Source organism: Actinoalloteichus caeruleus DSM 43889 (assembly GCF_000429185.2).
In the GTDB taxonomy this organism is placed as follows: Bacteria; Actinomycetota; Actinomycetes; order Mycobacteriales; family Pseudonocardiaceae; genus Actinoalloteichus_B; species Actinoalloteichus_B caeruleus.
Genome location: NZ_AUBJ02000001.1, coordinates 2,255,521 through 2,269,629, shown reverse-complemented (window position 1 = coordinate 2,269,629; position 14,109 = coordinate 2,255,521). Strand labels below are relative to the sequence as shown.

The 14,109-nt window shown below is 72.9% G+C and carries 13 protein-coding genes; 6 read left to right on the top strand and 7 right to left on the bottom strand.

Annotation, left to right across the window (positions count from 1 at the left end):
* Nucleotides 1–125 precede the first annotated feature (125 nt).
* The 5 genes from G443_RS07995 to G443_RS07975 all read left to right on the top strand — a co-directional run bounded on the left by G443_RS07995 (nucleotide 126) and on the right by G443_RS07975 (nucleotide 2,896).
* A complete protein-coding gene (locus tag G443_RS07995; RefSeq protein ID WP_026420751.1) occupies nucleotides 126–896 on the top strand; it encodes an META domain-containing protein in 771 nt (256 codons plus the stop codon).
* 172 nt (nucleotides 897–1,068) lie between these two features.
* The gene (locus G443_RS07990; RefSeq protein WP_026420752.1) at nucleotides 1,069–1,635 is read left to right on the top strand and encodes an AMIN-like domain-containing (lipo)protein; all 567 of its coding nucleotides are present in this window, start codon (nucleotides 1,069–1,071) and stop codon (nucleotides 1,633–1,635) included.
* 159 nt (nucleotides 1,636–1,794) lie between these two features.
* Nucleotides 1,795–2,091 carry a CrcB family protein gene (locus tag G443_RS07985; protein ID WP_026420753.1) on the top strand — a complete coding sequence of 99 codons (297 nt, stop codon included), beginning with the start codon at nucleotides 1,795–1,797 and terminating at the stop codon, nucleotides 2,089–2,091.
* A 3-nt stretch (nucleotides 2,092–2,094) separates the two neighbouring features.
* Nucleotides 2,095–2,484, top strand: a complete 390-nt coding sequence (locus tag G443_RS07980) for a hypothetical protein (protein WP_026420754.1) — start codon at nucleotides 2,095–2,097, stop codon at nucleotides 2,482–2,484.
* A 112-nt stretch (nucleotides 2,485–2,596) separates the two neighbouring features.
* Nucleotides 2,597–2,896, top strand: coding sequence for a hypothetical protein (locus G443_RS07975; RefSeq protein WP_026420755.1), 300 nt, complete (start codon nucleotides 2,597–2,599; stop codon nucleotides 2,894–2,896).
* 430 nt (nucleotides 2,897–3,326) lie between these two features.
* On the opposite strand, the gene G443_RS07970 is transcribed toward G443_RS07975, so the two are convergent.
* From G443_RS07970 to G443_RS07955, 4 genes are all read right to left on the bottom strand, one after another.
* Entirely contained in the window at nucleotides 3,327–4,121 is a 795-nt protein-coding gene (locus tag G443_RS07970; RefSeq protein ID WP_103056942.1) for a carbohydrate ABC transporter permease, read from the bottom strand.
* A gap of 101 nt (nucleotides 4,122–4,222) precedes the next feature.
* Nucleotides 4,223–5,122: a carbohydrate ABC transporter permease gene (locus G443_RS07965; protein WP_051314449.1), complete on the bottom strand. Its 900-nt coding sequence runs from the start codon at nucleotides 5,120–5,122 to the stop codon at nucleotides 4,223–4,225.
* A gap of 58 nt (nucleotides 5,123–5,180) precedes the next feature.
* Complete coding sequence (locus G443_RS07960; RefSeq protein ID WP_026420758.1) at nucleotides 5,181–6,557, bottom strand: ABC transporter substrate-binding protein; 1,377 nt, start codon at nucleotides 6,555–6,557, stop codon at nucleotides 5,181–5,183.
* 49 nt (nucleotides 6,558–6,606) lie between these two features.
* Nucleotides 6,607–7,629, bottom strand: a complete 1,023-nt coding sequence (locus tag G443_RS07955) for a zinc-dependent alcohol dehydrogenase family protein (RefSeq protein ID WP_026420759.1) — start codon at nucleotides 7,627–7,629, stop codon at nucleotides 6,607–6,609.
* Nucleotides 7,630–7,761: 132 nt separating this feature from the next.
* Here G443_RS07955 and G443_RS07950 point away from each other — a divergent pair, with 132 nt between their 5' ends.
* Entirely contained in the window at nucleotides 7,762–8,724 is a 963-nt protein-coding gene (locus G443_RS07950; protein ID WP_026420760.1) for a sugar-binding transcriptional regulator, read from the top strand.
* A 564-nt stretch (nucleotides 8,725–9,288) separates the two neighbouring features.
* Here G443_RS07950 and G443_RS07945 read toward each other — a convergent pair.
* The 3 genes from G443_RS07945 to G443_RS07935 form a co-directional block, all read right to left on the bottom strand.
* Nucleotides 9,289–9,645: a hypothetical protein gene (locus G443_RS07945; RefSeq protein ID WP_026420761.1), complete on the bottom strand. Its 357-nt coding sequence runs from the start codon at nucleotides 9,643–9,645 to the stop codon at nucleotides 9,289–9,291.
* A gap of 494 nt (nucleotides 9,646–10,139) precedes the next feature.
* Entirely contained in the window at nucleotides 10,140–11,102 is a 963-nt protein-coding gene (locus G443_RS07940) for an aminoglycoside phosphotransferase/kinase family protein (RefSeq protein ID WP_026420762.1), read from the bottom strand.
* Nucleotides 11,103–11,599: 497 nt separating this feature from the next.
* Nucleotides 11,600–14,062: a glycoside hydrolase family 2 protein gene (locus G443_RS07935; protein ID WP_026420763.1), complete on the bottom strand. Its 2,463-nt coding sequence runs from the start codon at nucleotides 14,060–14,062 to the stop codon at nucleotides 11,600–11,602.
* Nucleotides 14,063–14,109 lie beyond the last annotated feature (47 nt).

The window sequence follows — 14,109 nt, the reverse complement described above, 5'->3', positions numbered from 1 at the left end:
GCCGTCGTGTCCCGGTCACCAACCACCGGGGTCGGGCGGTGTGCCGTTCCCGTCGTTCCCGACGTGCAACCCACGCCGAGGCGTCCCCCGTCCTCGGGGCACAGCCGCCCGAAGGAAAGGTCATCATGGTTCGACGCCGCACTGTCACCGCCCTCCTCGCCGTGGTCCTGGCCGGAGCGGTCGGTTGTGGCCACGAACCTGGCGCGTCCTCGGCGCTCGAGGGGGAGTGGGCACTGGTCGCGGGCACCGGGGCCGAGGGACCGTTCGACCTCGACGACGCCGACCCGGTCAGCCTCTCCGTGGTCGACGGCGAGGTGCGCGGGACCGCCGCCTGCAACCTCTACACGGGGGCCGTCGACGCGGCCGACGGCGGTGTCCGGATCAACCTCGACGGCGTGACGGCCCGGGGCTGCGACGGGCCGACGATGGACCTGGAGATGACCTACCTCGCCGCCCTGTCCGCGGTCGGCGGGGCCCACCGCGACGGGGACGCGTTGGTGCTGACCGGATCGCAGGTCGAACTGCGCTTCGAGGTCGTGCCGGAGGTCCCCGACGCCGAGCTGGTGGGCACCGACTGGCTCCTCGGCTCCGTCATCACCGGCGAGACGGCCTCCTCCACCCACAGCGACCCGGCCACGCTCCGCTTCGCCGCCGACGGCACCTTCACCGGCTCCACCGGCTGCCGGGCGTTCACCGGCACCTGGCGCGAGGCGGACGGGCGAGTGGAGGTGGTCGACCTGGAGCCGGAGGAGGCGACCTGCGACGACGAGTTCGCCCAGCGCCAGGACGACCGCGTGCTGAGCACCCTCGGCGGCGAGGTCGAGTTCGAGACCAGCGGCGACCAGCTCCGGTTGTCCGACGCGGACGGCGGGCTCGGCTACCGGGCCGAGGACTGAGGCCACCAGTAGCGGGGGCCTCGGAACCCCCCACGGGGAGCACGGCAGGCGCCGGGCAACGTCCGGTGCCCCCGCCCCCACCACGAACCCCCGGCGGCCGGGTGTACACCGCGACCAGCCGGGGTACCTGGAACACACGACGAAGATCAACGACGACGAACGGTGGTGTGTTGTGCGAAGACGACTGGGTGCCCTGATCAGCGGCCTCGCCCTGGCCGCGGCGACGACCGCCTGCGCGACGGCGGAACCCGACCAGGCCGGCGGCGCCCCGGCGCCGGGCGGGGTGGACGCCGTCCCGGCGAGCGGTCCCCACGGGGTGGCCCCGGCCGCCTCGGACGGCAGGGGAACGGCGGTGGAGACCGGGAGCGTGGAGTTCCGCGCGGGGGCCCACCCCGACTTCGACCGGGTGGTGGCCGAGTTCCACGGCGGCGTCACCCTGACGAACGTGCGGGCCGTGTCCAACGTGAACCCGCCCAACGCGGACGACGACCGGCTCCACGCCCCGCCGGCCGGCACCGACTTCATCCGGGTCATCGGCATCGCCGACCGCCCCCTCATCCTGGAGAGCGCGAACCCCACCAACTTCGACATGCCGGCCGGCGGTCTCGCCACGGTCGCCAGCGCCACCCTGTTCGCCGATCCCAACGGCACCTTCGAGTTCGTCGTCGGCACCGACGGCGAGAACGAGTACGAGCTCCGGGTGCTCGGCAACCGGATCATCGTCGACGTCGACCGCTGAACCGCTCCGGGTGTGGCGCGTGCCGGGTTCGACGGCCGCGCCGCGCCCCTCGGGAGACCACCACCACGGGCTCGGCGCGCACCGGGCGCTCCGGGAGATCGGCGGCGACCGCCGCGCCCGGCCCGTGACTGGCCGAACCCACGGACGGGAGTGTGTCGCATGTCCGAGACCGATGTCCCACCGCCCCGCCTCCGCTCGCGCCGCGCCAGGGTCCTGGCCGGCGTGGGGTTGGTGGTGGCCTTCGCGCTGATCGGCGCCCTGGTCGCCGTCCACGACGGTGGCAGGCTCCGGGAACTGCTGGAGCTGCCGGCGCCGTGGCTGATCGCCCTGGCAGCGGCGTTCGGCTGCACCACCTGGGTGCGCTCACGAGCCTGGCGGAAGATGCGCCGCGACGACGAGCGGATGCGCGGCCGGGAAGAGGTGATCCGGCGGAACGCCGGCGAGGCGGGGAGGTGAGGAGTGCCCCCACGTCGTCGTACCCCGTGGAGCCCCCGGCTCCTGGTCATCAACGCCGTCCTCAACACCGTCACCGCCCTGCTGTTCACCGTCGCCGTTGTCCTGCACCACCGGGAGAACGGCGAGATCAACGGGTGGTTCGTCGCCACCGGATCGCTCTTCGCCGTGTCGGCGGTGGCCCACTGGGTGCGGTGGAACGCCGCCGTTCGGGAGCGGAGGAGCTCGGGCCGCCGGCCGGGTGACCGCGCTCGCCCCGGGCACCGGACCGGCCCGGATTCCCCCGAGGAGTCCCCGCCCGGCGATGTCGCCGCCCCAGGGCCGTCCCAGCCGAGCCACCGTCGCCCGCCGCCGGACGCGCCCGGGACGGGCGGTGCCACCGGCGGCGTATCGTGATCACCACCCCCGCCGGTCTCCCGAGACGAGGTCCACGCGCGAGGCACCGAAGGCCGCTGGCCCGGCGTCACCAGGCCCTGGGCCCGAGGACGACACCACCTGGAGTGAGCACGTGGCCGCACCCCACCCGCCAGCCTGGATCCAGCGCGTCCTCGCCGTGGCCGGCGTCGCGGCCGCCGCCAGCGCGGTCATCTTCGCGGTGAGCGCCGTCGTGGACCGCCCAGAGGGCGGCGGGACGCACTGGCCGGCCGTGCTCGGTGCCCTGCTCGGCGTGGTGATCGCCGTCCAGTGCTGGATCACCCACGCGCGGGGCCGTGGCGCGGGACGGGCTTCCCCGTCCCGGCGGGGACCGGCCGACGGGGAGGGTTCACGCTCCTCCGGCACGACCTCCTCGGACCCGTCGGCGGGCTGAGGGGCACCGCCCGCCGCGCCTGGGCCAGGGCGCGGCCGCGTCCACCCGGGTGGTCGGGTGCGCCCGCCGAAACCGGGAGCTGGCGACGGCCAGCGCCGTACCCGGAGCCCGGACACCGCCCGTCCCGGTGCGGACCGCCCCTCCCCGGGCCAGGAGCGGACCGCGCCCGGTCATCCCGGCGGGACAACGGCGACCCGGCGGGCCTCGACGGTGGTCGGGGGAGCACCGCCACCCCGGGGCCGTCCTCGGAAGGACCCCGGAACGTGCGAACGCCCCGGCGTGATCCGCGCGAGGCGGCCACGCCGGGGCGTTCCTCCGACGCCGCACCCACCAGGGAATCCCGGTGGGGGCGTCGGACCACTGAGCACGCCGGCACGGGCTCAGTGGGTCCGAGGTCACCGCGCGGCGGGAACCGCGCGGTGACGGCCGATCACTTCACCGCACCCATCGACAGACCGCGCACCAGCTGCTTCTGCGCGGCCCAGCCGGCGAGGATGACCGGGAGCGAGGCCAGGGTGGCCGCCGCCGACAGCTGCGCCCAGTACAGGCCCTCACTGGTGATGAAGCCCACCAGGAACACCGGCACGGTGGCGGCGCGGGCCGCCGTCAGGTTCACGGCGAAGAAAAATTCATTCCAGGAGAAGATGAGGCAGATGAGTGCCGTCGCGGCCACCCCCGGCAGCACCACCGGCATCAGGACCTGGCGCAACATCTGCGGGAGCGTCGCCCCGTCGACCCGGGCCGCCTCCAACATCTCCTTCGGCACCTCCATGAAGAAGGACCGCATCATCCACACCGCGATCGGCAGGTTCATCGCCGTGTAGAGGATCACCAGCGTCCAGATGTTGTCCGCCAGCGACAGCTGCTGCGCCGCGACGTACAGCGGCACGATGACCGCCGCCACCGGCAGCATCTTGGTGGAGATGAAGAAGAACAGCACGTCCTGGGTGCGCTTGACCGGCTTGATCGACAGCGCGTACGCCGCCGGGGTGGCCAGCACGATCACCAGGATCGCCGAGATCAGCGTGGCCCACACCGAGTTCAGCAGGTAGGGCAGCACCCCCCGGTCGAACACGCTGCGGTACTGCTCCAACGTCGGGACGAAGAACAGCGTCGGCGGGTCGCTGTAGGCCTCCGCCTCCGACTTGAACCCGGTCAACGCCATCCACAGCACCGGGAAGAAGAACGCCAGCCCCAGCACCCAGGTGAGCGTGGTCAGCGCGATGCCACCCGCCCGCTGCGAGCCGGTCTGCTTGCGCCGGCCCGCCGGCGCGCCCGACCTCGACTCCGCCGGGCGCGGTCCGCTCGTCAACTCGGTCGATGCGTTCACGAGTCCTCCCGGGAGAAGCTGCGGAAGATCAGCCGCATGGCCACCGTCGCGACGATGATCGTGCCGATCACGGTGACCACACCCAGCGCCGCCGCCTGGCCGACGTCGAAGCCCAGGAAGGCCCGCTGGTAGAGGTAGAAGGGCAGGTTCGTCGTGGACGTCCCCGGCCCGCCCTGGGTCATCATGTAGATGGTGTCGAAGGTGTTGACCACGTAGATCGAACCGAGGAGCAGACCCAGCTCGATGTAGCGCCGCAGGTGCGGCAACGTCACCCAGCGGAAGGTCTGCCAGCGGTTCGCACCGTCCGTGGCCGACGCCTCCAGCACGTCCTTGCCCTGGCTCTGGAGCCCGGCGAGGACCAGCAGCATCATGAACGGCGTCCACTGCCACACCAGGGCCGTGATCACCGCGGCCATCGGGTACTGCGACACCCAGGCCACGCTGTCCACGCCGAACGGGCTGAGGACGAAGTTCAGCAGCCCGAACAGCGGGTCGAAGATCGTCGTCTTCCACAGCAGCGCCCCGGCCACCGGCATCACCAGGAACGGGGTGATCAGCAGGGTCCGCACCACGCCCCGACCCCGGAAGGGCCGGTCGAGCAGGATCGCCAGCAGCACACCGAACAGCATCGCGATCAGTACGCAGCCGCCGGTGATGAGGATCGTCCGCAGCGCCGCACCCCGGAAGGTGCTGTCAGCGAAGACGTTGACGTAGTTGGCCAGGCCGACGAACTCCGAGGAACCCGGGCGCACCAGGTTCCAGGACTGCAACGAGTAGAAGATCGTCAGCAGGAACGGGAGCTGCGTCACCAGGATCGCGAAGATCAGCGCCGGCATCAGGGGGGCGCGCCGCACCCACCCGGTCCGCCGGACGGCCTTCTTCATCTCCGGGGTCATGCTCGCGGGGGCGGGAGTTGGTCTCTCCGCCGTCTGCACCGTGCTCACCAGCGACACCTCATCCCTGATAGGTCTGGCCGACGGTCTCGGCGTACCGCTGGGACTGCTCCAGGGCCTCCTCGACCGTCACCGAACCGGCGACGGCGGCGGAGATCTGCTGACCCACGCGGGTCCCCAGGTCCTGGAACTCCGGGATCCGGACGAACTGGATCCCCTCGTAGGGGATGGGCAGCGTCGTCGGGTTGCTCTCGTCGCCGCTGGCCAGCGCCTCCAGGGTCGGTTCGGCGAACGCGCCGGCGACCTCCGAGTACTCGGGGATCTCGTAGGTGGACAGCCGCGCGCCCGGCGGGACCCGGGACCAGCCCAGCTCCTCACCGACCAGCCGCTGGTAGTCCTTGTCGGTCACCCACTGGATGAACCGCCACGCCTCGTCCTTGTGCTCCGAGGTCTCCGGGATGCTCAGCGACCAGGAGTACAGCCAGCCCGCGCCGTCGGTCTCCTGGACCGGGGCCGGCGCGTAGCCGCTCTGCCCGGCGACCAGGCTCTCCGAGGGGTCCTCCACGGCGCTGACCATGGCGGTCGCGTCGTACCACATGGCCGTCTGGCCCTGGCTGTACCGGGTCAGGCAGTCGGTGTAGCCGCTGGTGGCCGCGCCGGGCTGGCCGTGCTCGCGCACCAGGTCGACGTAGAACTGGACGGCGGCGGCGGTCTCCGGGGAGTCCAGGGCCGCGTTCCACTCCTCGTCGAACCACCGGCCGCCGAAGGTGTGGATGACCGTGCCGAGCGGGGCGAGGTTCTCGCCCCAGCCGGCCAGCCCGCGCAGGCAGATGCCCGACCGGCCGTTGGCCGGGTCGTCCAGCACGCTGGCGAACTCGGCGATCTCCTCCCACGTCGGCTGCTCGGGCATCTCCAGCCCGGCCTCCTCGAAGAGGTCCTCCCGGTACACCAGGAACGACGACTCGCCGTAGAAGGGCACCGAGTACATGTCGCCCTCGTAGGACAGCGACTCGCGGATCGTGGGGATGAAGTCCGCGTCGTCGTACTCGGGGTTGTCGTCGATGTAGGGCTGGAGGTTTACCAACCAGCCGTTCTCCGCCCACATCTGCGTCTCGTAGTTGCTGATCATCACGATGTCGTACTCGCTGCCGCCGGTCGCGACGGACGCCGTGATCTTGGCGCGCGCCTCGTTCTCGGGCAGGCTGACGAACACCGGGTCGATGTCAGGGTTGGCGGCCCGGAACTGGGAGGACAACGTCATCGCGTCCTCCATCTGCGGGTTCGCCACGATCGCGACCGTCAGGCGGGTTCGGTCGCCGGAACTGCCGAGGTCGCCGGCGCCAGCGCAGGCTCCCAGCAGCACCGGGACCGTGAGTAAGGCCGCGACGACGCGCGCCGGGCCTCGGCGGCCCGGCGAACGGCGTTCGGAGATGGACATCGGTGTCCTCCCGGAAGGACGTGGTAGCGGATCGAGGGGCGGGGCGGGGTCAGGAACCGGTGGTCTGGTCCTGGTCGAGCAGCGTGGGGGAGACCTGCACCTTCAGGCCGGTCCCGGCGCGCACCATCTCCAGCGCCGACGGGAAGGACGACAGCGGCAGGGTGTGGCTGACCAGCCCGGTGGTGTCGATCAGACCGGACTCGATCAGGTTCAGCGCGGCGCCGAAGCTGTGCAGCACCGCCATCGAACCGACGATGCGGATCTCGTCGTTGTAGATGCGGAACGGGGAGAGGCTGATCCGGGCGGTATCCGCCGCCACGCCGAAGATCTGGAGCCGGCCGCCCCGGCGGAGCGCGTCGAAGGCGCCCTCGATGGCCGGCGGCGCGCCGGTCACGTCCACGGCGGCGTCGAAGGGAGCGGTGTCCAGCTCCTCGATGCTGGTGGCCGTGGCCACGGCTCCGTGCCGCTCGGCCATCGGCAGGCGGGCGGTGTTGCGGTCCACCGCGTACACCCGCGCGCCGGCGCGGGTGAGCAGCTGGATGATCAGCAGGCCCATTGTGCCGGTGCCGACCACGAGGATGCGTTCCCCGACCTCGACGCCCAGGGTGCGCACGCCGTGCACCGCGCAGGACAGCGGTTCGACGAGCGCGCCGTCGGCGTAGCTGGTCGTCTCGGCCAGCGTGTACGCGGTGTCGGCCGGCACGGCCACGAACTCGGCGAAGGCGCCGTTGACCGTGTCACCGGTGGCGCCCCAGTTGGCGCAGAGGTTGCCGTGCCCGGCCCGGCAGGGGGTGCAGTAGCCGCAGAACAGGGACGGGTCGACGGCGACCCGGTCGCCGACCGTGATCCCGGTGGCCACGCCGGAACCGACCTCGACGACCTCGCCGGCGAACTCGTGGCCGGGGACCAGCGGGTAGGGCGAGGGCGGGAACTCACCGTCCGCGATGTGCAGGTCGGTGCCGCAGATCCCGCAGGCTTCGACCTTCACGACGATCTGGTCGGGAGTCGGTGTCGGATCCGGCACCTCCCCCACACGGACGGTTCCGGGTACGTCAATCACCGCTGCTCGCATGACCTCACCTTTGATGCTCATATGAGCACATTCGTGCACATCTGTGGCGTAGAGTGAATACCGGCATCGGTGCGGTGTCAACTGTTCCGCCGTCGGCGATGGGAAACGGAGACCGTGAGTAGGATTCGTCGGATGTCCGAACCTGCTGTGCCATCGACCGAGTGGGGCCCCGCCGAACTGGTGTTGGCCGCGGCGATCGCCCGCCGCTTCTACCTGGACGGGCTCTCGAAGGTGCAGATCGCGGCCGAGTTCGGGCTCAGCAGGTTCAAGGTCGCCAGGCTCCTCGACCGGGCCAGGGCCACCGGTCTCGTCCGCATCGAGATCGGCCGCACCGCCGACATCGACACCGAACTCTCCCAACGGCTGCGCGTCCACTTCGGCCTGCGCAACGTCGTCGTCGCCGACACCCACGACGAGGACCCGATCGACCTGCGCGACCAGGTCGGCCGCCTCGCCGCCACCGTGCTCACCGAACTCGTCGCCGACAACGCCGTGCTCGGCGTGGCCTGGGGCCGCTCCCTCCAGCGGATGAGCAGGGAACTGCGATCACTGCCGCACTGCACCGTCGTGCAGCTCTGCGGGGCCATCCCCCAACCCGGCGTCTCCGACAACAGCCTCGAACTGACCCGCAGCGCCGCCCAGGCCGGCGGCGGCACCGCCGTCATCTACTACGCGCCCCTCGTGGTCGCCGACGAGGCCACCGCGGCCGCGCTGTGCGGCGACCCCAGCGTCGCCAAGGCCCTCAGCTACTACGACCAGCTCGACACGGCCGTCATCGCCGTGGGCGGCTGGGGCCCCGGCGAATCCACCGTGCACGACGTCCTCGGCGAGGACGAACAGCGGAGGCTCGCCGAACTCGGCGTCCGCGCCGAACTCTGCGGCAACCTGCTCGACGGCGAGGGACGGGTGGTCACGGACGGACTGGAACGGCGCACGATCGGCGTCAGCGTCGAACAGCTGCGCGCCACCCCCGAGGTCATCGCGCTCGCCTACGGCGCGGAGAAGGCCGAGGCGCTGCGGGCCGCCCTGCGCGGACGGTTCATCAGCACGCTGGTCACCCACACCGCGCTCGCCGAGCGGCTCCTCGCCGCCTGACCGGACCTCGTCGCCGTCAGCGACCGGACCGCGCGCGAACGTGGGCGTACGCCCGGCCGCGTTCCGGGGAGGTCGCCGGTGCCCGGGTTCGGTGTTGAGGTCGCTCGCCGAGGGGCTGGCGGACGCGGTGGGTGCCGGCGCGAGCCAGGGCGCGCTCCGCCGCGCGGCCGCGCACGCCGTGCCACCCCGCCGGGCGGAGAACACGTTCCCCGCGGGTGGTGGACCGGACTCGCCGCACGCGCTGCCCAGCACCGGCGTGTCCCGCACGCGTTGGTCTCCCGTCACGTCCCACCCGGCGAGTAACGCGGGACCCATCGGCCGCGACGCCTCGGTGCCGCCAGGCGCGCGCCACGGGTGGGAACGGGCACGGACCGGCGGCGGTCTCCGAGCGCCGCGTCGTCCTGGACCCGTGCCAGGACCGGAGAGCACCACGGGGGTCCGCGACGGACGGGTGGGGAAGCGCTCACGCCGCTCGGGGAGCGGGCTCACGTGGCAGGCCGCGACCAGGGACTCCACCGGCAGCGGCGAGTGTTCGCTGGGTGCCGCCCGTGCGCGACGCGGGGGTCAGTCGGACCCGGGGGTCAGGAACAGTGTGGGCAGCCCCGGCGCGAGGGCGACCAGCAGCCCCGGCTTGGCGGGGTCGGCGTCCTGGTCGGCGCGGGGGAGGAGGGCTCCCACCGCCCGGTCCGTCTCCGCGCGGCCGTCGGCCGACAGCGCCAGCGCGAGCGGCGCCGGCCAGGCCAGCAGCGGGGAGGCGGTCGGTTCGGCGGCGCGGGCCACGGGCGCGGCGTCGGGCGAGCTGTAGGGCGGAAGGGCCTGGGCGGCGGCCGTGGCCGGTGTCAGGGCGACACCCGTCGCGGCGAGCACGGCCAGCGCGGCGGCACCGCTCCGGAGTCGGGAGAGTGGTCCAGGTGTCGTCATCGGGGAACGTCCTCGTTCCTGGTAGGGGGACGTGGGAGATGCCGAGCCCGGTGAGGGCGACACGAAGGGTTCATTCTCGACCGTGCGTCGGCGATCCCGACATGATCCCACCTCAACGAGGGTCAACCACTCCTCTGGGGAGTAACTTCCTCCGACTGTCGGCACGAACTGTCACGCCTTGACCGGGGACCCGCCCCGACCGCACCTCCGGGGGTGACCCCCGCCCACCTCCCATCGAGTCGCTCGCACCCCCGATGGCGTCCGTACCCGAGCCGCGCGGGTCCCCGGCCGCGTGTGGGGCGGACCGCCCGCCGCCCTGCTCGGCCGTCTCGCGTTCGCCCGCTTCGCCCGACGCCCGAGCCGGTCGGCTGGTGGCTGTCGAGCTGGTGGCGTCGAGGCTGGTGGCCGGTGAGCGCGGTGATCCCACCGGGCCACCGAGCCGAGGCGGCGAGCCGCCCGGCCCCGTCCGGAGACGGGGACGGGGAGACGTCGGATCAGTCGGAGTGCCGCCCGAGGCCGCCGGCGAACTCCGAGGACCGCCACTGCTCCACCATCGGCGGCAACGCCTCGGCCAACAACGGCAGCTGGTCCACCAGCGCCAGCGAGGACACCGCCTCCAACATGCCCAGGTTCTCCACCACGGCCAGCACCCGCCGGTCCAGGGGGCGCAGCCCGTGGCGGGCCGCAGCCACGTCGTAGGCCGCCACCGCCTCCTCACCGGTCAAGGCCATGTCCCGCTCCCGGGGGCCGATCGAGACCAGCTCGAAGTCCGCGTAGACGGTGCCCTCCTCCGCGCGGATCAGGTTGTACGAGGGCGCGTCGCCGTGCACCGGCTGGAGGTCGACCCCGGGGAACTCCGCCTCGAACCTCTCCCGCGACCCCACCACCGGGGCCAGGACGGCCCATTCCCGGCGAGCCCGGTCGACGTCCTCGGGGCGCAGCAGGTCCGGCCTGGACTCCAGCACCCGCAGCGCCTCGGGGACGAACTCGGTGAAGGTCGTGAGGAAGGGCAGGTCACCCGGATACCCGCGCAGGTGCGCGTGCAGCTCCGCGACGGCCTCCGGTTTCGGCGCGTAGTCCGGTTCGAGGTCGGGGAGGGGCGTGAGGTAGCGCCAGTAGGTGATCGAGAACCCGTCCCCGCGCACCGGCTCCCTCGGCACGAGCGAGGAGGGCCCCGCCACGGGCACGCCCTGCTCCGCCAGCCACGCCGTCACGTCCAGTTCGTTGCGCTGGCGGGCGGTCAGCAGGTCCAGGTTCCAGCTCGGCACCGCCGGCAGCACGGTCGGCACCCGGGCGACCAGCGGTGCGGGCGCCAGGTGCACCACCACGGAGAACGCCTCGTAGAGCACGCGGGGTTCGGTCACCTCGACACCCAGTTCGCGGGCGGCCTCCGTGGCCGCCGCGACCGCGCGGGCCGTCGTCGTCTGGGGGTCGGCACTGCCGTTTCCGGTGCTCACCGCGACATGGTGCCAGCTGCCCCGCGCGGAGGCGACGGGGAGCCCTCGCCCGCCGCGACGATCTCCTCGGTGAGCTGGCGTCGCGAGTCCTGTGCGCCATGCCCGGTAGTGGTGCCCACGACGGCATCCGCGCAGGCCTCCGCCGTGTCAGCCGTTTGCCGAAAACCCGTAGGGACACCCCCTCGCTCCCGGGCCGGCGGAGTGCGCCGGTGGACGGCGTGGCGGCGGCCGCCGCGCACCGGCACGCACACCGTCGAGGGGCCGTGACCGTCCCGCACGCAGGAGGCGACGGACCCGGCAGCCCCGCCCCGAGCTCCCCAGGCGGCCCGCGCCCCGAGGACACCGAACCGCGGAACCCGGCAGCCCGAGATCAGGACTCCGGAGCCGGAGGGGGCCGAGCTCTCCGACTCCCGGGGCCCGGGAGCGGGCCCACCGAGGGGAGCGGGCCGGCGGGCCTCGACCCGCCGGCTTCACGACCCCGGTGACCAGTCCGCCGCTCAGCGCAGCAGTTGGTTGGCCGAGCGCAGCACCAGCGGCGCCACCAGGTCCTCGGGGTCCACGGGCAGGGCGGTGCGCACCACGATGCTGGTGCTCTCCCCAGGCAGGAGCGTGCCGAGCATGTCGTCCACCTCCGCGTCCGGGGCGACCCGGTCGGCGAGCAGGGCGAGGTCCCGGACGAGGGTCCCGGCGGTGACCTCGACCCGGTAGCCGTCCTCCAGGGCCTCCACGGCGGTGGTGAGTTCGGGGACGGGCAGGGCCAGTTCCAGGTCGGGCAGGTGGAACCACGTCGCGCGCACGTCACCGGCGGTGGCGACGAGCAGTTCGGCGGCCGGGTCGGTGGCGGTGGTGATCGTGTCGGGCAGCGGTTCCTCGTGCACGGCCCTGGGGGGCACGGTCAGCTGGTGGCGGACCTCGCCGAGGACGGCACCGGCGAACGCGGTCCTGGCGACGACGAGCCGGGTCGTCCAGGGTTCGTCGGTCTCGTTGCACAGCACGGCGGCGAGCCCACCGGGGCGGGGGCGGACGGTGACGAGCCGGTCCTGGTAGGCGGCGCGCAGCGCGTACCAGGCGGGTTTGCGGCGGCCCTGGCCGTCGACCACCGACCAGGAGGTGACGGGCCAGCAGTCGTTGAGCTGCCACCACACGGTCCCGGCGCAGCGGGGCGCGTGGGAGCGGAAGTGCTCGACCCCGAACCGCAGGGCCCTGGCCTGGTTGAGCTGGGTCGCCCAGAACCAGTCGTCGAAGTCCTGGGGTTCGGGGAAGTGCTCAGCGAGCCCCCTGGCGAGTTTGCCGTTGCCGTCCTCGGCCTTCTGGTGGGCGAGCATGCCCGGGCTGTCCGGCCGGAGGGGGTCGTCGCTGAGGCTGGCCCGCAGGGTCGCGTACGCGGGTGGCCCCTGGAAGCCGAACTCGGCGACGAAGCGGGGCACGTGGTCGCGGTAGGCGGTGTAGTCCCGCTGGTTCCACACGTCCCAGATGTGGGTGGCGCCGTGGGCCGGGTCGTTGGGGTGGATGTCGTGGGAGAACGACCAGGGGCTGCCGGCGGAGTAGGGCCGGGTGGGGTCGAGTTCGGCGAGGAGGTCGGGCAGGAGCCGGTGGTAGTAGCCGGCTCCCCACGTGCGGTCGCCGAGCTGGTCCCGCCACCCCCAGTCGTGGTGGCCCCAGATGTTCTCGTTGTTGCCGTTCCACAGCACGAGGCTGGGGTGGGGCGCCAGGCGGGTGATGGCGTCGCGGGCCTCCGCCTCGACCTCGGACCGCAGCGGCTCCTCCTCGGGGTAGGCGGCGCAGGCGAAGAGGAAGTCCTGCCAGGTGAGGATGCCCAGTTCGTCGCAGGCGTCGTAGAAGTCGTCGGACTCGTAGATCCCGCCGCCCCACACGCGGACCAGGTTGACCCCGGCGTCGCGGGCCTGGGCGAGCCGCTGCCGGTAGCGGGCGGCGTCGACACGGTGCGGGAAGCAGTCGTCGGGGATCCAGTTGACGCCTCGGGCGAAGACGGGGACGTCGTTGACGACGAAGGTGAAGGGCGTGCCGTGTTCGTCGGGTTCGGTGTCGAGGCGGACGCTGCGGAACCCGACCTCGCCGGCCCAGGTGGTCAGATCGCCGTTGTCCGGGGTGGGTTGGTCCTCGACGGTGAGGGCGACGTCGACCGGGTAGCGGTGTTGGTCGCCGTAGCCGTGGGGCCACCACCGCCGGGGCTGGTCGACGCGGGCCTCGATCGTGGTGGTGGTCGCGCCGGCGGGGACGACGCCGGCGGCGGCGACCACGCCGACGTGGACGGTGACGGGCAGCTCGTCGTCGTGGCCCGGGGCGCGGTCGACGTCGACGTGGACGTGAACGACCCCGTCGCCGTCGGCGTCGACGGTGGCCAGCGGGCGCACCGAGGTGAGGCGCGCGCCGTGCCAGCGTTCGAGGGCCAGGGGGCGCCAGATGCCGGCGGTGACCAGGTCCGGCCCCCAGTCCCACCCGAAGTTGCAGGCCATCTTGCGGATCTGGTTGTAGGGGTGGTGATTGGTGTGCGGGCGGTGCCCGAGGAGCTCGCGGACCCGGTCGGCGTGGTCGAGGGCGGAGGTGAAGGTGACGGTGAGTTCGTTGGGTCCGGCGCGGAGCTGGTCGGTGACGTCGAACCGGTAGGCGCGGTGCATGTTGGCGGTGCCGGCGATGACATGCCCGTTGAGTTCGAGGCGGGCGATGGTGTCGAGGCCGGCGCAGGCGAGGTCGACGCGTTCGGTGCCGTCGCCGGGTTCCCAGTCGAAGGTGGTGCGGTAGCGCCAGTCGGTGCGGCCGATCCAGTGGAGTTCCGCCTCGTTGCGGTCCTGGTAGGGGTCGGGGATGAGGTCGAGCGCCAGCAGGTCGGTGTGCACGCAGCCGGGCACCGTGGCGGGTACCTCGCGGTCGGCCAGGGCGTCCGGGGCTGGTCCCCGGACGGCGCGCACCGTCCAGCCGTCGTGCAGCTCCATCCGCATGGGCGTCTCCTTCGTCCTCGTCGTGCCGGGGGTGGGGGCCGCCCGGC

Bases quoted from the DNA above. Each gene is read 5' to 3' on its own strand.
- G443_RS07935 (WP_026420763.1), bottom strand. From the start codon at position 14,062: ATGCGGATGGAGCTGCACGACGGCTGGACGGTGCGCGCCGTCCGGGGA.
- G443_RS07985 (WP_026420753.1), top strand. From the start codon at position 1,795: ATGTCCGAGACCGATGTCCCACCGCCCCGCCTCCGCTCGCGCCGCGCC.
- G443_RS07950 (WP_026420760.1), top strand. From the start codon at position 7,762: ATGTCCGAACCTGCTGTGCCATCGACCGAGTGGGGCCCCGCCGAACTG.
- G443_RS07965 (WP_051314449.1), bottom strand. From the start codon at position 5,122: ATGACCCCGGAGATGAAGAAGGCCGTCCGGCGGACCGGGTGGGTGCGG.
- G443_RS07960 (WP_026420758.1), bottom strand. From the start codon at position 6,557: ATGTCCATCTCCGAACGCCGTTCGCCGGGCCGCCGAGGCCCGGCGCGC.
- G443_RS07955 (WP_026420759.1), bottom strand. From the start codon at position 7,629: ATGCGAGCAGCGGTGATTGACGTACCCGGAACCGTCCGTGTGGGGGAG.
- G443_RS07995 (WP_026420751.1), top strand. From the start codon at position 126: ATGGTTCGACGCCGCACTGTCACCGCCCTCCTCGCCGTGGTCCTGGCC.
- G443_RS07945 (WP_026420761.1), bottom strand. From the start codon at position 9,645: ATGACGACACCTGGACCACTCTCCCGACTCCGGAGCGGTGCCGCCGCG.